The sequence below is a fragment of the Gordonia sp. DT219 genome (genome assembly GCF_049847065.1).
In the GTDB taxonomy this organism is placed as follows: Bacteria; Actinomycetota; Actinomycetes; order Mycobacteriales; family Mycobacteriaceae; genus Gordonia.
In genome coordinates this window covers 174,416-199,265 of record NZ_JBNCNR010000002.1, presented here as the reverse complement: position 1 = coordinate 199,265, position 24,850 = coordinate 174,416, and the positions used below count along the sequence as shown (strand labels likewise).

At 67.9% G+C, this 24,850-nt stretch carries 23 protein-coding genes and 2 tRNA genes; 16 read left to right on the top strand and 9 right to left on the bottom strand.

Annotation, left to right across the window (positions count from 1 at the left end):
* Positions 1–121 precede the first annotated feature (121 nt).
* Positions 122–607, top strand: coding sequence for a PPOX class F420-dependent oxidoreductase (locus ACPXB3_RS04315; protein ID WP_425706128.1), 486 nt, complete (start codon positions 122–124; stop codon positions 605–607).
* Here the strand turns inward: ACPXB3_RS04315 and ACPXB3_RS04310 are convergent.
* Positions 533–4,255, bottom strand: a complete 3,723-nt coding sequence (locus ACPXB3_RS04310; RefSeq protein WP_425726614.1) for a DUF3376 domain-containing protein — start codon at positions 4,253–4,255, stop codon at positions 533–535. The two genes, ACPXB3_RS04315 and ACPXB3_RS04310, sit on opposite strands and share 75 nt — an antisense overlap.
* A gap of 168 nt (positions 4,256–4,423) precedes the next feature.
* A complete protein-coding gene (locus ACPXB3_RS04305) occupies positions 4,424–4,993 on the bottom strand; it encodes a type 1 glutamine amidotransferase domain-containing protein (protein WP_425726612.1) in 570 nt (189 codons plus the stop codon).
* 110 nt (positions 4,994–5,103) lie between these two features.
* Between ACPXB3_RS04305 and ACPXB3_RS04300 the strand changes: the two genes are divergently transcribed.
* Entirely contained in the window at positions 5,104–6,198 is a 1,095-nt protein-coding gene (locus tag ACPXB3_RS04300) for an NAD(P)/FAD-dependent oxidoreductase (protein WP_425726610.1), read from the top strand.
* Between the two features lie 24 nt (positions 6,199–6,222).
* Here ACPXB3_RS04300 and ACPXB3_RS04295 read toward each other — a convergent pair whose 3' ends face one another.
* Positions 6,223–7,098 (bottom strand): ribokinase, encoded by an 876-nt coding sequence (locus tag ACPXB3_RS04295; RefSeq protein ID WP_425726608.1) that lies wholly within the window; start codon positions 7,096–7,098, stop codon positions 6,223–6,225.
* 164 nt (positions 7,099–7,262) lie between these two features.
* On the opposite strand from ACPXB3_RS04295, the gene ACPXB3_RS04290 reads away from it, so the two are divergent.
* Positions 7,263–8,357 carry an alpha/beta hydrolase gene (locus ACPXB3_RS04290; protein ID WP_425726904.1) on the top strand — a complete coding sequence of 365 codons (1,095 nt, stop codon included), beginning with the start codon at positions 7,263–7,265 and terminating at the stop codon, positions 8,355–8,357.
* Positions 8,358–8,660: 303 nt separating this feature from the next.
* Here ACPXB3_RS04290 and ACPXB3_RS04285 read toward each other — a convergent pair whose 3' ends face one another.
* Positions 8,661–9,329 (bottom strand): NADPH-dependent F420 reductase, encoded by a 669-nt coding sequence (locus ACPXB3_RS04285; protein WP_425706123.1) that lies wholly within the window; start codon positions 9,327–9,329, stop codon positions 8,661–8,663.
* Between the two features lie 199 nt (positions 9,330–9,528).
* Between ACPXB3_RS04285 and ACPXB3_RS04280 the strand changes: the two genes are divergently transcribed.
* Positions 9,529–9,840, top strand: a complete 312-nt coding sequence (locus ACPXB3_RS04280; protein WP_425706122.1) for a hypothetical protein — start codon at positions 9,529–9,531, stop codon at positions 9,838–9,840.
* A gap of 41 nt (positions 9,841–9,881) precedes the next feature.
* On the top strand, positions 9,882–11,204 hold the full coding sequence (locus tag ACPXB3_RS04275) for an NAD(P)/FAD-dependent oxidoreductase (RefSeq protein ID WP_425706121.1): 1,323 nt from the start codon (positions 9,882–9,884) through the stop codon (positions 11,202–11,204).
* Between the two features lie 26 nt (positions 11,205–11,230).
* On the opposite strand, the gene ACPXB3_RS04270 is transcribed toward ACPXB3_RS04275, so the two are convergent.
* Positions 11,231–12,358 carry a magnesium transporter CorA family protein gene (locus ACPXB3_RS04270; protein ID WP_425706120.1) on the bottom strand — a complete coding sequence of 376 codons (1,128 nt, stop codon included), beginning with the start codon at positions 12,356–12,358 and terminating at the stop codon, positions 11,231–11,233.
* 58 nt (positions 12,359–12,416) lie between these two features.
* Between ACPXB3_RS04270 and ACPXB3_RS04265 the strand changes: the two genes are divergently transcribed.
* Together ACPXB3_RS04265 and ACPXB3_RS04260 are read left to right on the top strand one after the other, a co-directional pair.
* A complete protein-coding gene (locus tag ACPXB3_RS04265) occupies positions 12,417–13,583 on the top strand; it encodes an acyltransferase family protein (RefSeq protein ID WP_425726606.1) in 1,167 nt (388 codons plus the stop codon).
* Positions 13,584–13,670: 87 nt separating this feature from the next.
* Positions 13,671–14,930, top strand: coding sequence for a hypothetical protein (locus ACPXB3_RS04260; protein WP_425706118.1), 1,260 nt, complete (start codon positions 13,671–13,673; stop codon positions 14,928–14,930).
* A gap of 23 nt (positions 14,931–14,953) precedes the next feature.
* On the opposite strand, the gene ACPXB3_RS04255 is transcribed toward ACPXB3_RS04260, so the two are convergent.
* Positions 14,954–15,418, bottom strand: coding sequence for an acyl-CoA thioesterase (locus ACPXB3_RS04255; protein WP_425706159.1), 465 nt, complete (start codon positions 15,416–15,418; stop codon positions 14,954–14,956).
* A gap of 248 nt (positions 15,419–15,666) precedes the next feature.
* Here ACPXB3_RS04255 and ACPXB3_RS04250 point away from each other — a divergent pair, with 248 nt between their 5' ends.
* A complete protein-coding gene (locus ACPXB3_RS04250) occupies positions 15,667–16,665 on the top strand; it encodes an alpha/beta hydrolase (RefSeq protein ID WP_425706158.1) in 999 nt (332 codons plus the stop codon).
* A gap of 15 nt (positions 16,666–16,680) precedes the next feature.
* On the opposite strand, the gene hisC is transcribed toward ACPXB3_RS04250, so the two are convergent.
* Positions 16,681–17,760, bottom strand: coding sequence for a histidinol-phosphate transaminase (gene hisC / locus ACPXB3_RS04245; RefSeq protein WP_425726604.1), 1,080 nt, complete (start codon positions 17,758–17,760; stop codon positions 16,681–16,683).
* Positions 17,761–17,913: 153 nt separating this feature from the next.
* Here hisC and ACPXB3_RS04240 point away from each other — a divergent pair.
* The 4 genes from ACPXB3_RS04240 (at position 17,914) to ACPXB3_RS04225 (ending at position 19,561) form a co-directional block, all read left to right on the top strand.
* A tRNA-Ser gene (locus ACPXB3_RS04240) sits at positions 17,914–18,002 on the top strand.
* 91 nt (positions 18,003–18,093) lie between these two features.
* Positions 18,094–18,166 (top strand) — tRNA-Arg (locus tag ACPXB3_RS04235).
* Positions 18,167–18,296: 130 nt separating this feature from the next.
* Positions 18,297–18,776, top strand: a complete 480-nt coding sequence (locus tag ACPXB3_RS04230; RefSeq protein ID WP_425706116.1) for an NUDIX hydrolase — start codon at positions 18,297–18,299, stop codon at positions 18,774–18,776.
* A gap of 8 nt (positions 18,777–18,784) precedes the next feature.
* Positions 18,785–19,561 (top strand): hypothetical protein, encoded by a 777-nt coding sequence (locus tag ACPXB3_RS04225; protein ID WP_425726602.1) that lies wholly within the window; start codon positions 18,785–18,787, stop codon positions 19,559–19,561.
* Positions 19,562–19,565: 4 nt separating this feature from the next.
* On the opposite strand, the gene ACPXB3_RS04220 is transcribed toward ACPXB3_RS04225, so the two are convergent.
* Entirely contained in the window at positions 19,566–20,498 is a 933-nt protein-coding gene (locus tag ACPXB3_RS04220; protein WP_425726600.1) for an SDR family oxidoreductase, read from the bottom strand.
* A gap of 317 nt (positions 20,499–20,815) precedes the next feature.
* On the opposite strand from ACPXB3_RS04220, the gene aqpZ reads away from it, so the two are divergent.
* From aqpZ to ACPXB3_RS04205, 3 genes are all read left to right on the top strand, one after another.
* Entirely contained in the window at positions 20,816–21,598 is a 783-nt protein-coding gene (gene aqpZ / locus ACPXB3_RS04215) for an aquaporin Z (RefSeq protein ID WP_425726598.1), read from the top strand.
* A gap of 148 nt (positions 21,599–21,746) precedes the next feature.
* Complete coding sequence (locus ACPXB3_RS04210) at positions 21,747–22,550, top strand: hypothetical protein (RefSeq protein WP_425706112.1); 804 nt, start codon at positions 21,747–21,749, stop codon at positions 22,548–22,550.
* Between the two features lie 61 nt (positions 22,551–22,611).
* Positions 22,612–23,226 (top strand): putative glycolipid-binding domain-containing protein, encoded by a 615-nt coding sequence (locus ACPXB3_RS04205; RefSeq protein ID WP_425706111.1) that lies wholly within the window; start codon positions 22,612–22,614, stop codon positions 23,224–23,226.
* Positions 23,227–23,232: 6 nt separating this feature from the next.
* Here ACPXB3_RS04205 and ACPXB3_RS04200 read toward each other — a convergent pair whose 3' ends face one another.
* Positions 23,233–24,186, bottom strand: a complete 954-nt coding sequence (locus ACPXB3_RS04200; RefSeq protein ID WP_425706110.1) for a prephenate dehydrogenase — start codon at positions 24,184–24,186, stop codon at positions 23,233–23,235.
* A 91-nt stretch (positions 24,187–24,277) separates the two neighbouring features.
* On the opposite strand from ACPXB3_RS04200, the gene ACPXB3_RS04195 reads away from it, so the two are divergent.
* Complete coding sequence (locus ACPXB3_RS04195) at positions 24,278–24,820, top strand: tRNA adenosine deaminase-associated protein (protein ID WP_425726596.1); 543 nt, start codon at positions 24,278–24,280, stop codon at positions 24,818–24,820.
* Positions 24,821–24,850: the final 30 nt, after the last annotated feature.

Here is a 24,850-nt window from a genome sequence, read left to right as displayed (position 1 = left end):
GTCGATGGTCTCCACACCATAAAGCGTTACTGCGGCTCATCGGTGGGCCTGCGTGATTGTGGCGGCGCGTCGGAGCGCCGGGAGGCGCGACGGTCGCGGTGCGGTCTCCTACGGTGGGGACATGCCCAGAACCATCGCCACGGCCACCGACGTCGAGAAGGCCCAGCTGATCGAATTCCTCCGCCCCCGGCACCGGATGCTGCTGCTGACCACGAAATCCTCGGGTGCTCCGCAGCTCTCGCCGGTCACCGGCGGCGTCGACGAGGCCGGGCGCATCGTGATCGCCACCTATCCCGGGCGTGCGAAGACCATCAACGCCAAGCGCCGACCGCAGGTCGGTGTCTGCGTGGTGTCCGACGAGTGGAATGGACCGTGGGTGCAGGTCGACGGGACCGCCGAGGTCTTCGACATGCCCGACGCCGAAGACGGCCTGGTCGACTACTTCCGGGCGATCTCCGGTGAGCACCCCGATTGGCAGGAATACCGCGAGGCTATGGCGCTGCAGAACAAGTCGCTGATCCGCATCACGCCCTCAGCGTGGGGCCCGGTCGCCACCGGTGGCTTCCCGGCCGATGTCGCCGCGACTCTCGACGCGCGGGACAACTGATCCTCGTGTCGCCTCCGGCGGCAGCAATCCCATCGCCTTGGACGACCGTGGGGTGACATTGCCGAGGAACACCGCGAGATAGAGCCACCACACGGCGACCGGGACGAGGACCGTCAGGGCCTGCGCCCAATCGCCGCCGACGTAATTGTCGACGACGGCCGAGAGTGCCCCGGCGACGACGGCTGCGGCCGGCGCATGGATCCCGATCTGGACGGCCGACGACCATCCGCCCAGTGAGCAGACGACGAGGACGGCGGTGAGGACGGCCGCGACCGCACCGGTGTAGGTGAGTCCGGTCGATGGCGCCGGATCGTCCCAGAACGCCAGGACGATGATTGCGGCGACGAACGCGATGGCGACGGCCGTGGCTGCGGTCGCATGCGGCGCTATCCGAGCCCACACGGAATGGCCGTGCCCGGTGTCCCGCCGTGTGGGAACGACTTTGGTGCACGCGAGTGCGAGCGTGAGTGCGACACCGACGACCAGTGCGAAACAGATGAGCATCGGCTCGATCTGGAATCTCGTGAGCAGCCGCGCATGCGTCAGGATGGTCCCGATCACACCGGCGGCCACGCAGATGCCGCCGAAACCGGCCGCCGCGCGGCAGCGTCGAGACGAGCGGTCCCCGGCAGCGTCGACGTGGGCACTCCAGTCGGGCAGTTGCGCCGGCCGGGGCCCCGTCTCCTGCTGCGCCGCCGCCACCGCATCGCAGAACCGGCGTTTGAAGGCCCGCCACTTCGACCGGGCGGCCCAGGCACGGATGAGCAACACCACGCCGAGCGCCATCATGATTCCGGCAAACGTATACCAAGGAACCGGGCCGGTACCCGAATCTCCGGGTAGCACAAGCGAAGCCAGCAACGTCGCGGCCAATGCGGTCAGCAGCCGCACCGGGTCGGCGATCAGGCCGAGCAGGACCGGGATGACCCGCAAGAGCGCAACGCCGACGATGAGCGCCGACTTCTTGACCGGGCTCGGATGAATCGACGCCGGCTGCAACGCCCGTACGACCAGGCTCGACGTCCGCGACACCAAGCCCACCCGGTACGACGGGCCGAGTGCGGTGAGCGCGCCGAGGCCGTGAACGGGGACGGCGTGTGCGTCGGCGTCCTCGTCGGCGATGAGCTGTTGAAGTCCGCGGATCTTCTCCGCGATCTGCTCGGCGGGTACGTCGGCGGCATCGGCTCGGGATTCCCGATCGCTGAGCAACTTCACGATTCCCGACGCGGCATCCATCCGCCCCCAGCGCCAGTCGCTGGCCCGCCAACGCCAGTCCAGGAAGCCGCCGAAACGCGCCAGCGGTGTTCCGCAGAGCTTGTCCTCGGCACGGCCGAGCCGCTCGACACGAGACATCCACGCCGACAACTGGTCCGGGTCGATCAGGTCGATGGCTGTGTCGTGTGTGAGCCAGTCCTGCAGCTGTGTGGCGATGGCCGTGTCGCGGAGTTCGGCGGTGTAGCCGTCGCCGATAGCGGGCGATTCGTCGCCGGTGATCTGGTAGAAGCGGATGTTCGACTGGCTACCGGGAACGCCGGAGGCCGTGACAAGGCGCACGATGTCGTAGGCAGAATGAGAGGCGGACCGCGAAAGATGCTGGTGCAGGCCGAAGTAGAGTGACTCGTTCCAGGCCTGCTGATCCCCCTCGGGGCAGGAGCCCGGTGTCTGCCGGGCGGCGACGAGGCATGTGAGGTGCTCGTCGAGATGGGTCCAGATCGCGGGCAGCAGTCCGATGGTGCGGTCCCCGGTTTCTGCTCCGACCCCGTCGCCGGCTGTCTCGCCGACCGCGGACGCGGTTGCCCGGCCCGGTGAGAGAGTCTCGTAGAATTGTGCGTCGTCGAGCGAATTACCCACTGCCAGCGACTGATTCACGCAATCGGTGATCCGCAACTGCCACTGCGCGGCAGTGCCGTCGACGAGAGCGGTGGCCCAGTCCTCGGGCCGCCCGGCGGCCGAATCCTCGGGCCGCCCGGCGGCCGCGGCGAGTCCGGTGTCGACGGTCAGGTGCCGGGCCTGCAGAAGTACTGCGCCGCAGCGATATAGGCAGCGCTTGACCTCGCCGAGGGTGGTGACGCCCGCGGCTTCGAGGGTTCGGGTCCACGAGATGAGGAACTGCGTCGCGTCGAGTGCGGCGGTCGCATCGCCACACGTCATGGCTGCCTGCGCGAGCATCTCCGGCGACCCGTCGGCGACCGGCGCCGACCCGGGTGGCCGGGGGGTGATAGCCCGGTACGCCTGATCGATGGCGGCCTTGATGCCGATACTGACGAGCGGCTCGACCGGTGTGTGTGGCTGCGCGCCGAACGGCGGATTGAAGAGCATGGTGTGCGGGGCGGTCAGGACCTGGCCGAAATGCTCTGCGTCGCTGCCGGTTCGGCACTGGATGTACCGGTCGATGCCGACGCAGGGGAGGGCGGCGGCACTGCTCAACCATGCGGCCAGCGCGTCGGCGCGCCCGCGGAGTTCGAGGACGCTCTCGTTGTGCGCGCGGATGATGGCGATCTCGTCCTCGGCGGATTCCTCGCGGCGCTTCATCGCCATGCCGGTCCGGATGACGTTGGTCCACCGCGTGAGCTGCGCGGTCTGCTTGGTCAGTTTCCGCGCTTTGGCGCGCTCGTCGCTCGGTTGCCGGGGAATGGGGTCCGGTTGTGCCGGTGGTTGCGGGTCGAGGTAGACCAAGACGCGTTCGGTCGGTTGGGAGGCGGGGGCGCGCTGGATGGCGCGGATCGCGCGGTCGATGGGGATGTTGTCGAAGACCCCGCCGTCGATGACGAGAAACGGGTCACCGCAGGTGGTTTCGGTGCCGCGCGCGAATGGGAACACCCGGTGCATGTCGGGATGGGTGTCCGTTGACGGTGATGCTGGGTCGGCGCACGAGTACACCGTCGACGGCTCGAAGGCACCGGGAAACGAGGACGTCGACCGGATCGCGAGCGCCATCCGGGCGCGGGCGGTCCTTCCGGCCCCGTCGTGGTCGCCGCGCCCGGGGATGGTGGTGTAGGCCGACCGCAGACCACCCGGACGACGGCTGAAGGAGAAGCCGCCCTGTGCGGTGGTGACCTGCTTGTCCGGATCGGGCAGGAGCGTGGCCGCCAGCTCGACGCTCAACGACTGGGGCGGGCTGCCCGGGGAGGTCCGGTCGCTCGCGGCGATCTCGTCGACGGCGTTGCGGGCCAATGTGAGGAACCGTCCGTCCCCGGAGAGCACGGAGTCGACAGCGCTGAACCCGGACCGCTGATGGTCGTCGGACTCGTGGTCGGGATCGGGGGTGCGCAGCAGATCCCAGAGACCGCCGTCGCGCTCCCAGGTGGTGCGCACGATCGAGTCGGTGACCACGCCGTAGCTCTGCGCCAGAGCGAACAGAACCGCGTTGAGTCCGCCCGCGCTCGCGCCGGCCAGGATGTCGAACTCGACGTCGCTGTACTCGGTCCCGGCGAGCAGCTCCCGGTAGATCGCGGCCCGTCGAGAATCGCTGTCGCCGGGGTCGGCGTTGCCGGGGTCGGTGGCGCCGAGATCTGCTGCACGGCGCAGCAGGTCGAGCTCCGCGATCACCCCGCCGATCCATACAGCCATGCTGACCCCGCCGCGCATCGCCAGGGCGACGCGCAGCGTGCGTTTGGGTGCTTGGTTGCCGCTGACATCGGGGGCCATCGTCGCCGTCTTCCGGCCGTGGTCGTCGCCACATGCGACGACGCTGCGTGCTCATTGAAGCGCAGTTCGGACGTATCGGTCACCCGATGGCGCCCGGACGTCTGCGAATCGATATACAAGCGAACGCCTGGCCCCGGAATCCGGGGCCAGGCGTCGGGATGGGGAGTGTCAGGCGTTGGCGGTCGTGCGACCGAACTCGGTGACGAGCGCGGAGTTGAACGCCGCCAGATCGTCGGGCTTGCGGCTGCTGACGAGGACGTTGGGGCCCTCGCGGCACACGACGACCTCCTGATCGACCCACTTGGCCCCGGCGTTGGTGAGGTCGGTCTTCAGGCTCGGCCACGACGTGATCGTGCGCCCGCGGACGACGTCGGCCTCGACGAGAGTCCACGGACCGTGACAGATCACGGCCACCGGCTTGCCCGCGTCGAAGAATCCCTTGGCGAAGTCGACCGCGGATTCGACGGTCCGCAGATAGTCCGGGTTGGCCACCCCGCCGGGCAGCACCAGCGCGTCGAAGTCATCGGGAGTCACGGTGTCGGTGGTGGCGTCGACGTCGAAGGTGTCGGCTTTGTCGAGATGATTGTAGGCCTGCACCTTGCCGCTCTGCGTGGACACGAGCCGCGGGGTGCCGCCCACCTCCTCGACGGCGCGCCACGGTTCGGTGAGCTCCACCTGCTCGATTCCCTCGGGCGCAACGAGAAAAGCGACGGTGATTCCGTTGAGTTCGTCAGCCATGGTTGATATTCCTTTCAGGTCGGTGCTCGCCCCCCGGACCGTCGGGTACCCCGCCGGCCACGTCGGCAAACCGGCCGGCCGTAACCGGCCCCGCTTGTACGGTTGGGACCATGACCAACACCTCGGATGTGGCGATCATCGGTGCGGGCATCGTCGGACTGTCCGCCGCGCACGCGCTGCTGGCCCGTGGCGCATCGGTCACCGTGTACGAGTCGGGGCGGCCCGGCCTGGGGCAGTCCGCCGGGCAGTCGCGGATCTTCCGGCACGCGCACGACGATCCGCGCCTGGTGGGCCTGGCCGTGCGGGCACGCCGGCAATGGCGGGAGTGGGAGGACGCGTGGGGTGTGCGCCTGGTCAGCGAGGACGGTGGGCTGGCGCTCGGACCGAGCGCGGTCCGGCGCCTCCCCCACCTGGAAGATCACCCCGAGATCGGGGCACGGCTCGTCGACGGTGACGAATTGCGTTCGCTGCTACCGATTCTCGCGCCCTACGACGGTGGGGCGGTCTTCGATCCAGGCGGCGGATCGATCGCCACCCGCACGGCGATCGAACAACTCGCCGGCGTGGTCGGGGACCGGTTGGTCGACGAACAGGTCATCACGGTGCGCGATCACGCTGGTGGCGTCGAGGTGCGCACGCCGACAACGGTATCCACGCACGGAGCGCTGGTGGTGTGCGCCGGGCGCGGAACCGCCGCCCTCGCCCGCGCGCTGTCGGTGGCCATTCCAGTAGAACTCGGAGCGCACGTGCGTGTGTCGTACGCACTGCGCGAGGCTCCCGAGCGGCTGCCCACCCTGCAGGACAGCAGCGGATTCTTCGGCACCGCAGGCGTTTACGCGGCTGCCTATCCGGATCGGTCCGCATTCGGGCTGGGTCTGTCGGATTCGGTGAGCGCGCACGACGACGGTGCGATCGACGACGTCGATGCGCTGGCCGCCTCTGCCACCAATGCCGACGCCTATGTGTCCCGGGCACTACCGGGTCTCGCGCAGGACCCGATCGGGATCGTCCACTGCTGGGTCACCCAATTGCCCTGGGGCGAGGATGGGGTCGCGATCTGGCAGTCCGGGAACTCCTACCTGCTGGCCGGCCACAACCTGTTCAAGCATGCGCCGGTACTGGGCGAGACCCTCGCGGATTGCGTTGCGGCCGGGGCTGTTCCGGAACCGTTCCGGCCCGCCGACCGCCTGGGTCGCGACGGCTGACGACTGCGGCGTAACGTCTCGAAACTATCCACGATGTGTGGTGACGAAATCGGTTGCGGCGGTGGCTGCGTACTGGGCCGCGGCACGCAGGTCGACGCCGGTGGCGAGGTGGGCCGCCAAGGTGCCGGCGAAGACATCTCCGGCACCGGTGGTGTCGGTGGCGTGGACGCGCCGGACGTCGATTCGCGTCACGCTCGCGTCATCCGAGACGAGAACGCCGGCACCGCCCAGGGTCACGACGACGGACCGGCATCGGGTGCCGAGGTCCGCCGCCGAGGAGTCAGGTGTTCCGGCGGCGGGATCGTCGGACCCGCCGCCGTAGTACGCGGCCTCGACCTCGTTGACCACCAGCGGGTCGGCGACCGCGAGGATCGAGTCATCCAGCGGTGCAATCGGACTGGGGTTGAGTACGAGGCGTGTGTCGTGCGCACGGCACCACTGCGCGGTCGCCCGGGTCACCGCGATCGGCGACTCCAGTTGGGTCACCACCACGTCGGGGGCAAGCGCGTCGAGCGATGAGGTCACGTGCTCGGCGGTCAGCTCCGCATTCGCACCGGACAGCACGACGATGCGGTTGGCGCCCTCGGCGTCGACCTCGATGACCGCGCGGCCGCTGAGCCCCGGAACCTGGCGGACGCCTTCGACGTTCACTCCCGCGGCGCGCTGATCATCGAGCATCGCGGTGCCGGCCGAATCCTCGCCGACCGCCCCGATCAGCGCGGTGGGTGCTACCGCCGCGGCCGCCGCGGCCTGATTGGCGCCCTTGCCGCCCGACCGCTCGGACTGGCCCACGCCCAGCACGGTCTCACCATCTGCCGGGAGGCGATCGACACGCACCACCTGATCGAGGTTGAGGGTGCCGACGACGGCAACCCGTTCCGCACGATGCGATGAGGTCACCGGGGTGATTATGCCCGCAACCGAATATGGAATGCGGCTATGGCGACGGCCGAGACGATTATCGTCTCGGCCGTCGCCATAGCTGCCAGTTATATTCGCCGCGGCGGCCTCGCGTAGATTTGCGGCTCATGTCGAACACTTCTGTCCGGCCACGAACGGAATCGGTGTCACGGGTCGACGGCGCCCGGCTGGTGCTGCGCCTGGCACGCGGGCATCAGGTGAGCCCGGATGCCCAGACGCCGCACACTGTGATCCACTCCGGCCCGCACCGCGAATTGCGCCGCTACGGGACCGATGAGGACCTCGCGACGGCGCGCGCCGCCGGCCGGCCGCCGGTGCTCCTGGTTCCGCCGCTGGCGGTGTCGGCGCGCTGCTACGACCTCGGTCCCGGCCAGTCGGTGGTCGCCGGCCTCCTCGCGTCCGGCCGGGTGCCGTATGTGGTGGACTTCGGTGAGGTCACCCGCGCCGACAAGGACATGGGTTTCGGCGACTACTTCGACGACATCGTCCCGCAGGCGATCGGCCGGGTCGTCGGGGATTTCTACGGCGACGCTCACCATGGCGAGAGCACGGAAGGGGTCGGCGACGCACCGGTCGACGTGGTCGCGTGGAGTCTCGGCGGAACCATCGCCCTGTTGACCGCTGCCGCCCATCCCGACCTGCCGATCCGGTCGATCACCGCGATCGGCACACCCCTCGACTACGACGCCCTCCCGCTGTATCCGCTGGTCAAGAAGGTGATGAAGCCACTGGGCGGCACACCGGTCACCGCCGCGATCCGTGCCCTCGGCGGTATCCCCGCGCCGCTGGTCCGCATCGCGTACCGGGGCACCGCGTGGCAGCGTGAACTGAAGAAGCCGGGCTACATCATGCGCAACGCGCACGACACCGAGGCGCTCGCGCGAATGCAGGTCATCGACCGATTCCAGAACAGCATGCCGGGCTACGCCGGCGAGGTGTCGCGGCAGATGTGGGAGAACTTCGTCTACCGCGGCGAGCTCGCCACGGGCGTGGTGGACTTCGACGGACGCAGCGTCGATCTGACCGCGATCGGCGTGCCGATCCAGCTCTTCGGCAGTCACCGCGACGCGATCACGAGTTGGCAGGCCGCGCGGCACGGGGTCGAGCTGTTCGCCGACTCGCCGCACGTGCACTTCACCACCGTCGAGACCAGTCACCTCGGTCTGATCGCCGGCGACGTCGCGGCGCGCGAGACGTGGCCGCGGGTCGACGAGTTCCTCGACTCCCTCGACGGCTGATCGGCCGGACGCCCACGGCGGCGGCCGTCAACCGCGCACGAAGGACTCCACCCACTGGTGCACCAATGGCGTGCGGCTGAGCGGTCACGTTCACACCGGCATGGCGCAACGCTGCGCGGCAGGCGTCGAATGCCGGGTGTATCAAGGCGGCTTCGGTGGGCGCGTCGGCGACGACGTTGTTGTCCATGGGCTCGCCGTCATTCGTCGGCCGCCCGGCCGGTGCGTGTTTCGCGTTGAGCACCGAACCCGGCCAGATGTCGGAGATCTGGCCGGGACGTGCGGAGATGGTCGTCTGGATGAACGTCAGACCGTTCGCGCAGACCACTCGGACGTGCGTTCTGGTGTCGCCTGGGCAAGTGCAGCGCGGGTGGCATCGGCATCGAAGTCTTTGCCGTACACCGGGGTTCCTGGCTGTTGCCGCCACGATTCGTCGATCGAACCGGCGTCGACGGGGTCGAATCCGAGCTCATCAACGATCGCGTGCACCCGTTCGCGGCCGGGACCGTCGGCGCCGGCGATCGGAAGTGCGATCCGGCCGGGAGAGCCGGCGGGAGTTCCGCTCTCGAGGAGATGCTTCCAATAGATGCCGTTGAACACCTTGTAGACCGGGGCCCCGATCAGTTCGGCAACCCAGGCACTTTCGGGCAGGCCGTCCTCGATGGCCGCGATCTCGCCGTCACGCTGCTGCGGATAGTAGTTGTTCGTCTCGATCACTGGTGCGCCCGGAGCGCGGCCATCGACGATTCCGTCGCCGAGGTCCGGAACGTTCTTCTGCGGAATGCTCACGATGACCAGGTCGGCGTCACGCGCGGCGTCCTTGGCCCACACCGCAGTCGCGCCGGTCTCGGCCGCCAGACCGGCGAGAGTTTCCGGAGAACGTGAATTGGACACCGCCACGTCATGCCCGAGTTCGCGAAGCCGACGAGTCAGCGTCCCGCCGATGTGACCTGCTCCGATGATTCCGATTCGCATCTGATGCCTCCTGTGCCGTGGTCACACCGTGGCCGCGGTTGCGTTGTTGGGTGTTCGGTGCCCGTCAACGCCGCGCATGGCGAGGCCTATTCCGGCCTCATCATCTCGCCCGCCGCCCGAGTCATCCGCGCCCGCAATGGGCAACCGCATCGGATATGCGCGTCCGGCGGGTGTCGCACGCGGTATTAGGCTGACGCCCATGCCCATTGATCGCACTGTGCCCGCTGTCGTCGTCGGTCTGATCGGGGGCTATGGCAGCTTTCGCGTCTCGGGTCGGCGCGAACTCGGGGGCGCGGTCCTCACCGCCGCCGGCGTGTACTCGACCCGGCAATGGGCTGCTTCCCGCGGTCCCGCCGTGGCCGCCGGACTCCTCGGCACCTATCTCGCCGCGTTCGGGATCTCGCACCCGCTGGCCAAGAAGATGGGCGGATGGCCATCGGTGGTCGCGGTGACCGCCGTGACCGGCGCGGTGACCCTGGCTGCGACGTCGGCGACACCGCCGACACGCTGACGCGCGCTCGCCGCGCTGTCGTTTCTGCCACAATCGGCGTCATGGATGCGTCCGAAACCGGCCGGGATAACCGGCCGCACGTGGTCATCATCGGTGCCGGCTTCGGCGGCATGCATGCGGCGCGTCGTCTGCGGCACGCGGACGCGAAGGTGACGGTCATCGACCGCGGGACGAGTCATCTGTTCCAGCCGCTGCTGTACCAGTGCGCCACCGGCCTGTTGTCGGAAGGCTCGATCAGCAGCCCGATCCGGCATCTGCTGCGCCGCCAGGACAACGCCGACGTGTGCTGCGCCGAGGCCACCGACATCGACCCGACGGCCCGGAAGGTGACGGTCACCCGCCTGGACTCGACGGTGACGGAGATCGACTACGACTACCTCGTCGTCGCGGTCGGGATGCGCACCTCCTATCACGGCAACGAGAACCTGACCGAGCACACCGTCGGGATGAAGACCCTCGACGATGCGCTGGCGATCCGGCGCAAGGTGATGGCCGCATTCGAGATGGCCGAAACCCTGCCCGACGCCGAGCAACGGCGCCCGTGGTTGAGCTTCGCGGTGGCCGGAGGCGGCCCCACTGGCGTCGAATTGGCCGGTCAGATCCGCGAATTGGCGCATCATGCGCTCGAGCGGGAGTTCCGCAGCATCGATCCCGACGAGGCGCGGGTGATGCTGTTCCAAGGTGACGACCGCGTACTGCCGTCGTTCAGTCCGTCGCTGTCGAAGAAGGCACTGCGGACGCTGCACCGCCTCGGGGTCGAGACGTATTTCGGGGTGCACGTCACCGACGTCTCCGAAGACACCGTCGAGATCACGGACAAGAAGTCCGGTCATGTGCGCAGGTTCCCGGCGCGGACCACGTTGTGGACCACCGGTGTGGAGGCCGTTCCGTTCGCGGGAGCGCTCGCCAAGGCACTCGACGTGAAACAGGATCGCGGCGGCACCATCCCGGTCGGCGACGACCTGTCGGTTCCCGGACATCCCGAGATCTTCGTCGTCGGTGACATCAGCTCGTACAAGAAGTTGCCGGGGGTCGCGGAGGTCGCGATGCAAGGTGGCCGTCATGCCGGTGAGGTGATCGCCGGGTTGATCGAGGGCAGCACCGAACGACCCGCCTTCCGCTACCGCGATTTCGGCAGTGCCGCATACATCTCCCGAAAGAACGCCATCCTCGAGACCGGGCCGCTGCGACTGTCGGGACGGTTGGGCTGGTTCGCGTGGGGCGCCATCCACATCGCTTTCCTCGCCGGGGTCCGCAACCGGACCGGCACGCTGGTGACCTGGGCGGCAACGCTTCTGACCGACACCCGCCGAGAGCGTGCGATCACCTACGGGGATCCGCAGACCGCGCGCCAGTCGTACTGACCGGACTCCTCAAGCGGGCCGTGGCCTCAGAGCCAGTCGCGACGTCGGAACATCACGTACAGGGCGACGATGGCGACCACGATCACCGTGCTGCTGATGGCGAAGCCGACCGTGGTCTGGAAGAACGGGAACTGCAGGTTCTGTCCGTAGAAGCCGGTGATGGCGGTGGGCACGGCGATGATCGCGGCCCAACCGGTGAGCTTTTTCATCACGGTGTTGAGGCGCGCGTCGGCCAGCGACAAGTTGGTCTCGAACACCGTGGTCAGCATGTCCCGCAACGATTCGGTCCATTCGGCGGCGCGCAGCGCGTGGTCGTAGAGGTCGGAGAAGTGCGGGTCGAGCTCGGGCGGGGCCTCGTTCTCGTAGCGGCGCCGTTGGATCCCGGCGATCACCTCACGCATCGGGACGACGACCCGCCGCAGCAGCACCAGATCCTTGCGGAGGTCATAGGCCTTGCGCTGCAACGTTCGTCCGCTGACCGACTCGTCGAACAGCAGCTCCTCGAGATCCTCGATGTCGGTGTCGAGGCGCTGCACCGCGTCGAAGTGACCGTCGACCACCACGTCGAGCAGACCGTGCAGCAACGCGCCGATCCCGTATTGCTCGCCGCCGATCTCCGCCCACCGGTCGACCACCTGGTCGATGTCGAATCCCGGTGTCAAGCGGACCGTGATCAGCGCGTTCTTCTTGACGAAAATCGAAATTCGATGGAGCACAAACGATTTGGCTTTGTGGGAAAACGGCGAGTGCTGATCGAGGCGTTCGTTGTCGTGAGGGGCGGTGTCGGAGTCCGGGCCGGAATCCCGGGCTCCGGCGGGCAGTGTCCCGCCGGCATCCGCGTCGGAGCCGGCCCCGGTCTTCGTGGGGGTGATCGCGTAGACCGTCATGAAGTTGTAGTCGCGGTAGTTGACGGTCTTCACGCGTTCGGCCGCGCCGATGGTGTCCTCGATGGCGAAGCTGTCGAGATCGAGTTCCTCGGCGAGTGCGGCCAGATCCTCGTGCGCCGGGCAGTCGAGGTCGGCCCAGATCAAGGTGTCGGGACTGTCGAGATGGTCGGAGATGCTCTCGAGCGAGAAGCCGTCGACCTTGTGCCCGTCTTTCCAGATCTGCCCGCGGACGACCTCGCCGTGCCCGGACCAGGGTGTGCCCGCCATGGCTTCATCGTGCCACCTGTCCGGACTCCGACGGCAGCGCGACTGGCAGGATCGGTCCATGGCGTCCCGAGTTCCCTCGCTCACCGGTGTGCGCGCGGTGGCCGCGCTCTCGGTGTGCCTGACCCACGCCGCATTCTGGACCGGCCGCTACACCGACGACTACGGTGGCCGGCTCTTCGCGAGGTTCGAGGTCGGGGTCGCCATCTTCTTTGTGCTCTCCGGGTTTCTGCTGTTCTCACCGTGGGTGCGCGCAGCGCAGCGTGGGTCGGGGCGAACGGCAGATGCCGGGGAAGGCTCGACGACGCCGCCGATCGGCCGGTACTTCTGGCACCGTGCGCGCCGCGTTCTGCCTGTCTACTGGATCACCGTCATCGGCGTGTACCTGCTCTACGCGATCGCCCCGCCGGCCGGAGAGGTGTCGCCGACCGGGACCGGGTGGTCGGGGTTCTGGCGGAACATGACGCTGACGCAGGTGTACGGGCTGGGACACCTGCACTCGGGGCTGACCCAGATGTGGAGCCTGGCCGCCGAGGCGGTGTTCTACCTGGTGCTGCCGCTGATCGCCTGGATCGTGGTCGTCGGGGTGGCCAGATTCGGTGGTCGCGCCGGCGGCTGGCGACCCGACCTGATCATTGCGGCACTGGTCCCGTTGCTGCTGATCAGCCCCGTCTGGTCGGTGATCGTCGCGGGCAGCGCCGGGGTCGATCCGACGGCCCGGCTCTGGGCGCCCGCCTTCTTCGGATGGTTCGTCGGCGGAATGCTGCTTGCCGCCTGCGCCCCGGTGATCCGGCGCTGGAACGCCACGGCCTGGGTGCTCACGGCGGTGGTGGCGTTCGTCGTCGCCGGTGGCGCGCTCGCCGGGGAACCGACGATCACCCCGACCACCGCGTCGGCGACGATCGTCAAACACGTGCTGTATCTGGTGATCGCGGTCGGTGTGGTCGGCCCGCTGACCGGCGCCGACCAGAGCTCGTGGTGGGCGCGGCTGTGCGGCAGCCGGCCGATGGTCTTCGTCGGCGAGATCTCCTATGAACTGTTTTGCGTGCACGTCGTCGTTCTGGAGGTGGTGATGGCGGTTCTCGGTTACCGCGTCTTCACCGGCAACGTCGTCATCGCGTTCGTCCTGACCGCAGCCGTCAGCGTCGTCTTGGCGTGGGCGCTACACCGCGTGACCTCGCCGCTGTGGCGTGCGCGGACACCCGGGACGGTCGGTTCCCGCAGGTAGCATGGATGCGGCACCCCGACGGATATGTGCCCGACGGGTATGTGCTCGATCGGTGCATGACGGCAGGGCGGCAGAAGAGGCGAGAAGATGATCGACGATGACAGAGTCCGGGGCGGCGAATCCCGGGGTGATGCCGCACGTTTCAGCGCACCGGGCAGCGGTGAGATCCGGCAGTGGTGCGATCGCTCGGCGGTGCCGGGCGAACGCCCGGAACTCTCCGATGTCGCCGCGCTTCTGGTCGCCGCGGGCTTTCTGACACCGGCGGGACGGGCCATCATCATCCGTCGCGTCTCGGCCGGTCTGCCCCTGCCGAGGGTGCCGGGCGGATTCGGGGACATGCGCCGGTTGCAGCGCGCGATCGTTCAACTCGAGGCACAGCAGTCGGGACCGATGGTGCCCGGCGTCCTCGCCGCGATGATGCGCAACCGGGTGAACGGGCTCGTGCGCCGTCGTGAGGATGCGCACAAGACCATCGTCACCGGCAAAGGTGTCTTCGCCGGCAGCACTCGCGCCATCCGCCGCGAACGACGTGAGAACGTCTACCTCGAGATGGACGAGCGCGAGCGGCTGTTCGCCGGGTTGCTGTGCACCCCGACGCCCAATGTCGGCACGATGCGAGCGGTCCGCCGAGCCGGAACCGTTGCGGTGGAACGTATTGCCGGCGTCGTCGGTCAGGTCGCGGCGAAGTCGGGGAGTCGGCAGGTCGAGCAGTGGGCCGGTCAGATCTCGGCGTCGACCCCGCACGATTCCCAGGTCCCGGCGGTGCCCGGGTCGGCGAATTTCGTCGACGGATACGAGGCACTGCTGTTCATCGCCGGTCACTACTACGACCGGATCATGATGAATCCGGCGTGGCGTTCGGATCACTTCGCCGTCCAGCGCACCCAGGTGAACCTGCACTCCGAGCTCGCCGAGATCGCCACCGACGTCATCGCGCTGCGCGCGGTGCGCGTCGACCTGGACCGGGCAAAACGCAACGGCGGTTTCGACCGGGCCTTCGCCGAGCAGCTCGACCGGCGCGAGACGACGCTGCGTCCGGTGTGGTCGGAACTGATCGATCGGGTGCAGGCGCTGTCGGAGGTGGCGCACGTGGTCGAGTCGGCCGCGACCGAACTGCGCATCCTCGCCGAATACAACAAGGCCATGACGATCGACGATCGGATCGATGCACTGGTGGCGCGCTCGGGTGATCGGGAGATCTCGATGGACAACGCGAAACGGCTGTCCGAGCAGGTTCGCAGCGGGGAAGAGCAGCTGCGAATCTATCGAGATGTCTTACAAGGCAACATTTCGCGTCTGTCGCCGGCGGTACCCCGGGAATTGCCGGCCAGGTACGAGCCGTCGTGATCGATCGCCGCACCGCGTTCCGGTCAACGGGACCAGGCCCGCAAATGCTCTTTCTCCGTGCCGGTCAGCCGGCGTAGGGAGTGCGCCTCGATGTCGACGACGGCCATCTGGGTGCTCGCCACACATGCGGGTTTGCTCGTCGCTGCAGCATCCGCGCCGCGGATCTCGTATCCGATCGTGAAGTCGACGGAACGAAAACCCTTGATCCACATGCCGATATGCACCGGCGAGTCGTCGTGGCGGAGTTGACTCTGGTAGCGGATCTCGACGTGGACGATCATCGCACTCTTGATCAGCGGGGCGTATTCCTCGCCGGCCGACAGCAGCCATGCGATGCGGGCTTCCTCCATCAGCGTCACCATGCGCGCATGGTTGATGTGACCGAAGGCATCCATGTCGGACCAGCGCACCGGTACGTCGGCGGCAAAGGCGAATTCGCCCGCGCCGAGACCGCTTTGAGCTGCGGTGTCTGCTGTACTCCGGCCGATGTTCGAGGCACCCACGTGTCGTCCGCTCCTGAATGCTGTCTGTGAAATGGAGTCGTGCTCTTCACTGTCTTGTTACCCGCGAGTAGTCTTCCACCAGCAGACTGTTGTTGTGCATTGGGGAGTGCCGACGCGGTCCGACGAGCGGTGATGTTGTTTCTGAGCGGTGATGTTGTTTCTGAGCGGTGATGTTGTTTCTGAGCGGTGATGTTGTTTCTGGTGTGCAGTGACGGGGGATGGGACAGAAGATGATGGTAAGACGTGTGGCCGCAACGATCGCGACCGTATTCGGTGTCGGCGCTCTCGCAGCGGGTGTTCTCGCCCCGGCGGTTGCCGATGCCGCTCCCCGCGTCGAGGCGCGCATCGTGACGAAGAAGCCCTTGGGCGAGTTGCGCACCGACATCTGGGTCGACTCACCGTCGATGAAGCAGCGGATCAAGCTGAACGTGTTGACACCTGCCGGGTCGAGCGGTCCCCGCCCGACCATCTACCTGCTCGACGGTGCCGGAGCCGAGGGTGACGTCAGCGATTGGATCACCAAAGGGCATGCGGGCCGGTTCTTCGCCGACAAGAACGTCAACGTCGTCCTCCCGGTCGGCGGCGCAGGCAGCTTCTACACCGACTGGCAGCGCGCCGATCCCAAGCTCGGCAAGCCGACGTGGGAAACCTTCCTCACCAAGGAACTGCCCCCGCTGATCGACTCGACCTTCCACGGCAACGGCCGCAACGCGGTCGTCGGACTGTCGATGGGTGGGCAGGCGGCGTTCGCGCTGACCATCCGGCATCCGGAACTCTATTCGGGGCTGGCGTCACTGAGTGGCTGCCCGCCGGTCTCCGGCCCGGCCAACGAGGCGTATGTGCGCACCACGGTCGGTCGGGACGGCGGCGACGCCACCAACATGTGGGGTCCGTTCGGGTCCGCGGGCTGGCAATCGCACGATCCCGGTTTCCATCTCGACGCATTGCGCGGCAAGGACATCTTCATCTCCGCCGGGTCGGGCGCGATCGGGCCGCTGGATCTGACGCGCAAGATCCAACCCGACGAGGGACCACCGGCCGCGGTCACCGCGTCGTCGTCGGCGCTGGAGGCAGGCGCCTACCGCTGCTCGTTGGAGTTCGCGGTGCAGATGCGGGCTCACGACATCGCCTACACCGACGGGTTCCGGTTGATCGGCACGCACACCTGGGCCTACTGGGAGCGGGATCTGCCCGCTGCGTGGAAGACGGTTTCCCGGCACCTGTATTCGTGATCGGCCGCCGTCGGTTCAGTTCGTGTGGGGCTCCCGCGCCTGCTGCCATTCACGCGCGAAGGCCAGGAAGCGATCGTTCTCGTCGGCGTGGGTGACGGTCACCCGTACCCCGTCGTCGGCGAACGGGCGCACGACGACTCCGGCGTCGACGCCGGCCTGCGCGAATTCCAGGGACCGCTCGGCGAGGTCGAGCCACACGAAGTTGGCCTGTGAGTCGGGGACCCGGTAACCGGCGGCACGGAGATGTTCGGTGACGCGGCGCCGTTCGGCCACCACCGCGTCGGTGCGCGCGAGCAACTCGTCCCGGGCCGCCAGACATGCAAGGGCCGCCGCCTGGGCGACGCTGTTGACCGAGAACGGCACATGGGCCTTGCCGAGCGCAGTGATGATCTCCGGATCGGCGATCGCATAGCCGACGCGCAGACCGGCCAGGCCGTATGCCTTCGAAAACGTCCGCAGCGTCACCAGATTCGGGAACTCCCGGCGCAATTCGAGCGCGTCGTAGGCGTGCTCGTCGTCGAAGCGTGCGTATTCGATGTAGGCCTCGTCGAGGGCGACGACGACGTCGTCGGGAACGGCGTTCAGGAACTCACGCAGATCGGCCGCCGTGACCACGGTCCCGGTCGGGTTGTTGGGATTGCAGACGAAGATCAGCCGGGTCCGGTCGGTGACGGCATCGGCCATCGCCGCCAGGTCGTAGACGTCGTCACCGGTCAGAGGCACCTGCACCGCTGTCGCACCGACGAGTCGGGTCGCCAGTGGGTACGTCTCGAAGGAGCGCCACCCGAAGACCACCTCGTCGCCGGGGCGGCAGGTCACCAGGATCAGGTTCTGGCACAGGATCACCGACCCGCACCCGACCTGGATCTCCTCGCGACCGACGCCGAGCTCCTTGGCCAAGGTGTCGGTCAACTCGACCATCCCGTTGTCGGGGTAACGGTTCACCCCGGCCGCCGCCGCCGTGATCGCCTTGAGAACCGACGGGAGCGGCGGGTGGGTGACCTCGTTGCTGGCGAGTTTGACCGCGTCCGGAAACGTCTTGCCGGGCACGTAGACGGGCAGGTCGTCGAGGTCTGGGCGGATGCGGAAGCTCACCCGTCAACTGTAGGTCCCGGCCGCGCAGAGGTTGTCGGATGGTCCGCTCGGCGACTCATCCGACAACCGCTGCGGGACGGTGACCGCGCGGTTTGCTTCCGTGGGCGGCCGGTGTGTAATCTTTCGCTTCGGCAGTTCGAAAGGACTCCGCTAGGAGGCGTGCCAGAGCGGCCGAATGGGACTCACTGCTAATGAGTTGTCTCGCTAAAACGGGACCGGAGGTTCAAATCCTCTCGCCTCCGCCGACCGCAGTCGCGCCGACCGCGGTGACAACTGAACAGCATGACAACTGAACAGCACGACAACTGAACAGCACGACAACTGAACATGCACGCGCCCGTAGCTCAACGGATAGAGCATCTGACTACGGATCAGAAGGTTAGGGGTTCGAATCCCTTCGGGCGCACAGGTGAGAACGCAGGTCTGGGTATGTTATCCGGCCTGCGTTTCTTCGTTTCCGCCGTTCGCGCCGCCGCACCCAACCCGACCGGTGCACCGCACCCCGGTAGACATCGCATCTCGGTAGACTCCGCCGAATGACTGTTCCGTTCGTGATCCGTGTCAGCGCGGTCGTGCTGCGCGACGCCACCGGAGCAGTCCTGACCGTCCGTAAACGGGACACCGACCGCTTCATGTTTCCTGGCGGCAAACCCGAGCCGGGGGAGACGCCGCTGCAGACGGCCGTTCGCGAGTGCGCCGAGGAACTACGGCTACACCTCGACGGTGCGGCGCTGCAGGATTACGGTGTGCACCGCTCCGCAGCCGCAAACGAGGACGGATTCGACGTCGAAGCGGCGGTCTTCGTGTGGCCCGGCGCCATCGATCGGGCCACGAGCGGCATCGTCGCGGCAGCGGAGATCGCCGAACTGCGCTGGCAGCCGCTCGACGGTTCGCCGTTGCCTGCCGACCTCGCGCCGCTACTGGTGCAGGAGGTGTTTCCGATGTTGCCCCGGGGTCCTTCAGGCGAAGGACACTCATCGCCCCGGCTTGGGCGACACCGCGCCGACCGGTCATGATGTCGTCCATGCCCGGCTACTCGCTGACCCCGGTAACCCACGACTACGCGGTGCAGACCGCCGGGAAGGCGATGCAACGCGGCAAGTTCGTGTTGTTCTTCACGCTGATCGCGGGGTTGGCCGCGGCGGTCGCCCTCGGATATCTCGTCGACGACATCACTGCACGACCCGCTTGGATCGCGCTGCTCATCGCCGGCGTGATCTGCGCGGGTGGCACGGTTTGGTCGCGGCACATCATGTCGGGCGTTCGCTACCGAATCGGTATTCCGTTCGGGCCGCTGGTCCTCGTCGGCGCCGTCGCGGCGTTCCTGGCGGTGTGGGCCGTGGTCGCGTTCGTGCTCGAAACCATCGGCGGCGACGGGTCACCGTTGGAGTCGGTCAACCGGTGGCTGCTGATCGTCGGTCTCATCGCGGTGCCGACGAGGTACCTCACCGTCAGCAACCGGTTCACGGGCAATGCCTTCACGCTGATGGTCCGTCAGACGCGGGTGCCGTGGACGAGTGTCGGCGCGGTGGTCTTCACCGCCGGATCCAAGCCGGGCACCATCGAGATCGGCGTCCGGTCGAACGGGCCGACGGGGACGAGCAGCCTGAAGACCCGCAAGGGTGAACTGCTCACCGACCTCCCCTACCGCGTCGTGGTGACGCAGCGCTCCTTCGACCTCGACCGACTGCACTGGGCACTGAACCAGTCCGGCCGCGCCGACATCCCGCTCATCGAACGGACGCCCATGGGGGAGCGGGTGGTTCTGCGCTCGAACCAGGAGCTCGCCTCCCGGCCCTGAGTTCTCACAGGTAGCCGACTCCGGTCAGCTCCGCCGAGACCGACCACAGCCGCGCGGCAGCGTCGTTGTCACGCAACGGTTTCCAGAGTTTCTGGCGTCCGGGAGGTCCTCCTGCGCTGCCAGGCCACTGCGGCCCATAGAATTCGCCGCCGGTGCCCGAGGTCGCCGCCATCAGAGCGGGCAGCCCGGCGCTGTCGACGGTGCCGACGAGGATTCCGAGCTTCGACAACCGCCGGATCACCCGCACCTGGTCGGTGTCGGCCGCGCGGCCCACCTCCGGCCGGGCGGCCAGCAGATTCGACGGTGCGACGCCGGGGTGGGAGATGGTCGCGGTGATTGCCCACCCGTCAGTGCGGCTGCGCCGGTCGAGTTCCAGACCGAAGAGTCCACACGCGATCTTCGACTGCCGGTAGGCGCGCATCGCGTCGTAGGTACGTTCCCAGTTCAGGTCGTCGAAGTTGATCGTGCCGCGGCGGGCGGCGATGCTGGTCTGGGTGACCACGTGCGCACGTCCGGCCCGCAGCAGCGGCAGGAGCGCACCGGTCAGCGCGAAGTGGCCGAGGTGATTGGTGCCGAACTGCACCTCGAAGCCATCGGTGGTCACGCCGCGTTCGGGCGGCGTCATCAGGCCGGCGTTGTTGATCAACAGGTGGATCGGGGCTCCCTCCGCGCGCAGTTGTGCGCCGAGGTCGGCGACCGCGGCCAGCGATGACAGGTCCAGCTCACGCAACTGGACCTTTGCCTCGGGATGCAGGGCCCGGATCTGATCGGCGGCGGCCTGTCCTTTGCGTGAATTGCGCACCGGGGCAATCACTTCGGCACCCGCACCGGCCAGTGCCGTGGCGATCCGCAGGCCGATGCCGTCACTCGCGCCGGTGACGACGGCACGTGTGCCGGTGAGATCGCCGAGAGGTACTTCGTAGGTGGTGGGTGCCATGTCGTCTCCCTGGTCGGGTGTCCTGGGTGGGTGTCCGGGTGCCGGACGCCGCGTGACTCCAACTGTTCCCGATGCCGCGCGGTTCAACCACGGCCTGGCGGTCCGTGGATGACCTGTCCGCGGCTGCGGAAGAGTGTCGGACACCAACTTTTCGGCCGAAGTTCGCCACGGCCGACGGCGGGGTTGCATCACCATCGCGTCTCGACCCGGTCACCGTTTAGTGAGCCGGGTTACGAAACCCGGCGAAACAGGTGTCAACTACTGGGGCAAGAGGTGCTCAGGTTACTTGTGTGCTGACGAGACTCTGAAAGGTTGTCATGATTCCTGCTCCGTTCACGAAATACGTGGCCGAGTTCTTCGGCACGTTCTGGCTCGTTCTCGGCGGCTGCGGTACCGCGGTCTTCGCTGCCAAGCAGGTTGCCGAAGGCGATGACAAGGGGACGCTCGTCCAGATCGGCGTCGGCTATCTCGGCGTTGCGCTGGCGTTCGGTCTGACCGTCGTCACCATGGCCTACGCCCTGGCGCACATCTCCGGGGCGCACTTCAATCCGGCGATCAGTCTGGGTGCCGCGGTGAGCGGTCGCCTCGAATGGAAAGACCTGCCGGGCTACTGGATCGCCCAGGTCGCCGGCGGTCTGCTCGCCGGCCTCGCGATCTGGGGGATAGGGCAGGGCAAACCGGGCTGGCATCGCACCGGCAACATGGCCGCCAACGGATACGGCGAGCACAGCCCGAGTCACTACACACTGGCCGCGGTGCTCATCACCGAGATCCTGCTCACCGCGTTCTTCCTCATCGTCGTGCTCGGCGCCACCGACGGCCGCTCACCAAAGGGCTTCGGGCCGTTGGCGATCGGCTTGAGTCTGACTCTCATCCATCTCATCTCCATCCCGATCTCGAACACGTCGGTCAACCCCGCGCGCTCGACGGCGGTCGCGTTCTTCAACGGCGACGGCGCTCCCGCCCAACTCTGGGCGTTCTGGGTGGCGCCGTTGGTCGGCGGCCTCATCGGTGGCCTGATCTATCCGTTGTTCTTCGAGGGCGGCAAGTTCAAGTACGGGTCGTCGTCGCCGGAACCGGAGGAGGCTCCCGTCGCCTGATCTGGTCTCCACCGGCCGGTTCTCGCCGCCCCGACGCCGGTACCGACAGTCCGACGAGCGCTCGGTGGACGGTCCGTAAGGTCGAGAGTGCACGTGTTGGACACGGGTGCGCCAGACCGGCCGCCCGGCATGGATCGGGAGTGGCGACATGGGACAGCCGACCGGGCATCGGCCCGATGCTGGTGGCGGTCCACCCGGTGACGACTACCGCACGCCGTTGTTGCCGGGCGACTATCCCCCATTGGGCTACTCCGAAGGTGGACTCCCCCGCTACGCGCCCGCCGACCTGACGGCGACGACTCGACGCGCCGGCCCTGGATCTGCGGTGACCGGACCGTTGCCCGGTCAGCCGGGATTTGGGCAACCGGGACCTGGGCAACCGGGACCCGGGCAGGTCGGAGCAGGGCCCGGCTCCGGTGGGCCCGGCGACGGACCGCCCGCGGGCCGACGCCGGCGTCGTCGCGGTGTGGAACCCGGGCCCGGTGCCACGATCGGCGCGTTCACCATCGTGGGACTGGTGATCGTGGGCCTGATCATCTTCGGCGTCCGGTCATTTCGTGAGGAGACACCGACGGTGACGCTGCCGACGGCGCAGCCCACCGACACCTACTCGATTCCGGTCCTGCCCACCCAGCCGTCACTACCGGGAACCGGCCCGCAGCAACCGCCGGGCGGGTCGACGGCCCCGCCGGGCGCGCAGGTCACCTATACGGTCGACATCGACGGAACCGGCACCATCCTCTACGTCGACGACGTCGGGGTACGGACCGATTTCGCGCCGCGCCCGAACTGGACGGTGACCTTCACCGCGGGCCGCAACCCGCTGCGCCTTCTGGTCGTCGCCGGGGACGGTTCCGCGGCCAAATGCACGATCACCGTGGCCGGGCGGCCGGTGGCCGACGACAGCGTCGACGCGACCTCGACCCGGCGCACCGCGACGTGCATCGCCTGATCCGCCGCCGGGTTCCAGTACTCGACGTGTGTCGTCGCATCCGGGTAGCTACCGTAGACGTGTGAGTTCTCCCCAAGCAGCCCCTCGGCACGCGGCCGATACCGATGCCGCGACCGAGTTCAAGACCGTGATCACGTGGCGCGGCGTCGGCACCGAACGTCTCGAGCAGGTCCGCCTCAACGTGCAAGGCGCGCGGGTGAAGGCCTACGGCCGCATCATCGCCGCAGCCACCGCCGACCACGACGCATTCTCCGCATCCTATGAGCTGATCACCAATGATGTCGGCGTCACCAAGCGGCTGTCGATCCACCTCGTCCAGGTGGGCGGCGAAACCCAGCTGGGTATCTCCCGCGACGTGGAGGGCAATTGGCTGGTCCAGGCCGGCGGCGAGACCGTACAAGGTGATTTCGGCGGCGCCGAGGACGTCGATCTCGCGCTGTCACCCATGTTCAACGCCCTGCCGATCCGCAGGCTGCACCTCGCCGACGCCGCCGATCCGGTCGAGGTGCCGGTGGTCTACATCTATCTGCCGACCGGCACCGTCGAACCGGCAACGCTGCAGTACACGCCCGGTCCGGACGGCATCGGGGTGTCCTCGCCGGTGGCGAAGACGACCCTGGCCGTCGACGACAGCGGTTTCGTCATCGACTACCCGGGTCTGGCCACGCGCGTCTGACCGAGTTCACCCAAGCCACACGGCGCCGTGATGGGCCTGCCGTCGCATCTCCTGCTGCCAGCCGGGCTCACCGGGCGCGGTCCCGGTGATCGTCTCGCGTGAGGCGTCGGCCATCGCCTCGTAGGCGAGCCGGGCGCGGTACCCATCGTCGATGAGCACCGCGACCGTGCCGTGATCCCGTAGCTCGTCGCGGGCCGCGGTCAGCCGGTCGATGATCTCGCTGAGGGCGTTGAGTACCGCGATGCTGTTGGCCTCGATCATCGCTCGTTGCAGCTCCGGTGCGGTGCCGGCGACGCGGGTGCCGTCGCGGAAACTGCCCGCAGCCAGCCGGAGGGCCAGGTCGCTCTCCGCGGCGCCGACCGCGGCGGTCGCGGCCGCGGTCAGGTGCGGCACATGCGAGATCGCGGCCACTGCGCGGTCATGGGCGTCGGGGGCGGCCGGAACCACCGCGGCCCCGAGGGTGAGTGCCAGCTCGGCCACCTGCCGCCAGTCGTCGGCGTCGGTGGTGTCCTCGGTGGTCACCATCCACATCGCGCCGGTGAACAGCTGCGGGTCGGTGGCTTCCCACCCCGACCGGCTGGTGCCGGCCATCGGATGTCCGCCGACGTACCGCGCGTCGGGGAACAGCCGCCGGATGGTCTCGGCGACAGGCACTTTCACGCTGATGACATCGGTGAGTAGGCAATCCGGCGCATGCTCGGCGATTGCCGACACGATCGGTTCGATCGTGGTCACCGGGGTGGCGAGGACGATCATCGCGCCGGTGTCCGACGCGCGGCGCAACGTTGCGGTGATGTCGGTGGACGCGTCATGGCCGGCCTCGACGGCCGCCTCGACGGTCGCGGCCGACCGGTTGTATCCGAAGGTTCGACGCCCCGATGCGTCCAGGGCCCGCAGCATCGACCCGCCGATGAGGCCAAGGCCGAGAATGCAGACCGGCGTCTTGTGTGTGTCCGTCACAGGTCCCAGATTTCCACATCGTCTCGGCGTCCGGGATCACGACGTCGGCCGGACTTGGGCAGTTCGGCCCGAACGGGCTACCGTGACCTGCATGGCAGGTGCCGGCGCGGGAGTATCGGGTTCCAACAGCAAGGACGCCGTCGACGGTGTCGAGGGTTTCGCGGTCGCGGTGGTGCGCGAGGACGCGGCGTGGAAGGTCACCGCTCTCAAACCGGCCGCACTCACCGATCTCGAGGCGGCCGAACGTCAGCTGCGTGACCTGCGGTCGGCGGGAGCGGTCTTCGGACTGCTCGACATCGACGAGGAGTTCTTCATCGTGATCCGGCCCGCCCCGGGCGGCGCGCGGATGCTCATCTCCGATGCCACCGCGAGCATCGACTACGACGTCGCCGCCGACGTCCTCGACGCCCTCGACATCGACGTGCCCGACATCGATCCCGATGAGCTCGACGACGTCGACCCGTGGGAAGAGGGCGATCTGGCAATCCTGTCGGATCTGGGTCTACCGGAACCCGTCATGGGCGTCATCGTCGGCGACACCGACCTCTATGCCGACGAGCAGATCGGGATGATCGCGGCCCGCCTCGGGTTCGCCGACGAGCTCTCCAGCGTGCTCGACGCACTGGGACATTGACCGACCCGACTCCTGCCGGCGCCACGCAGA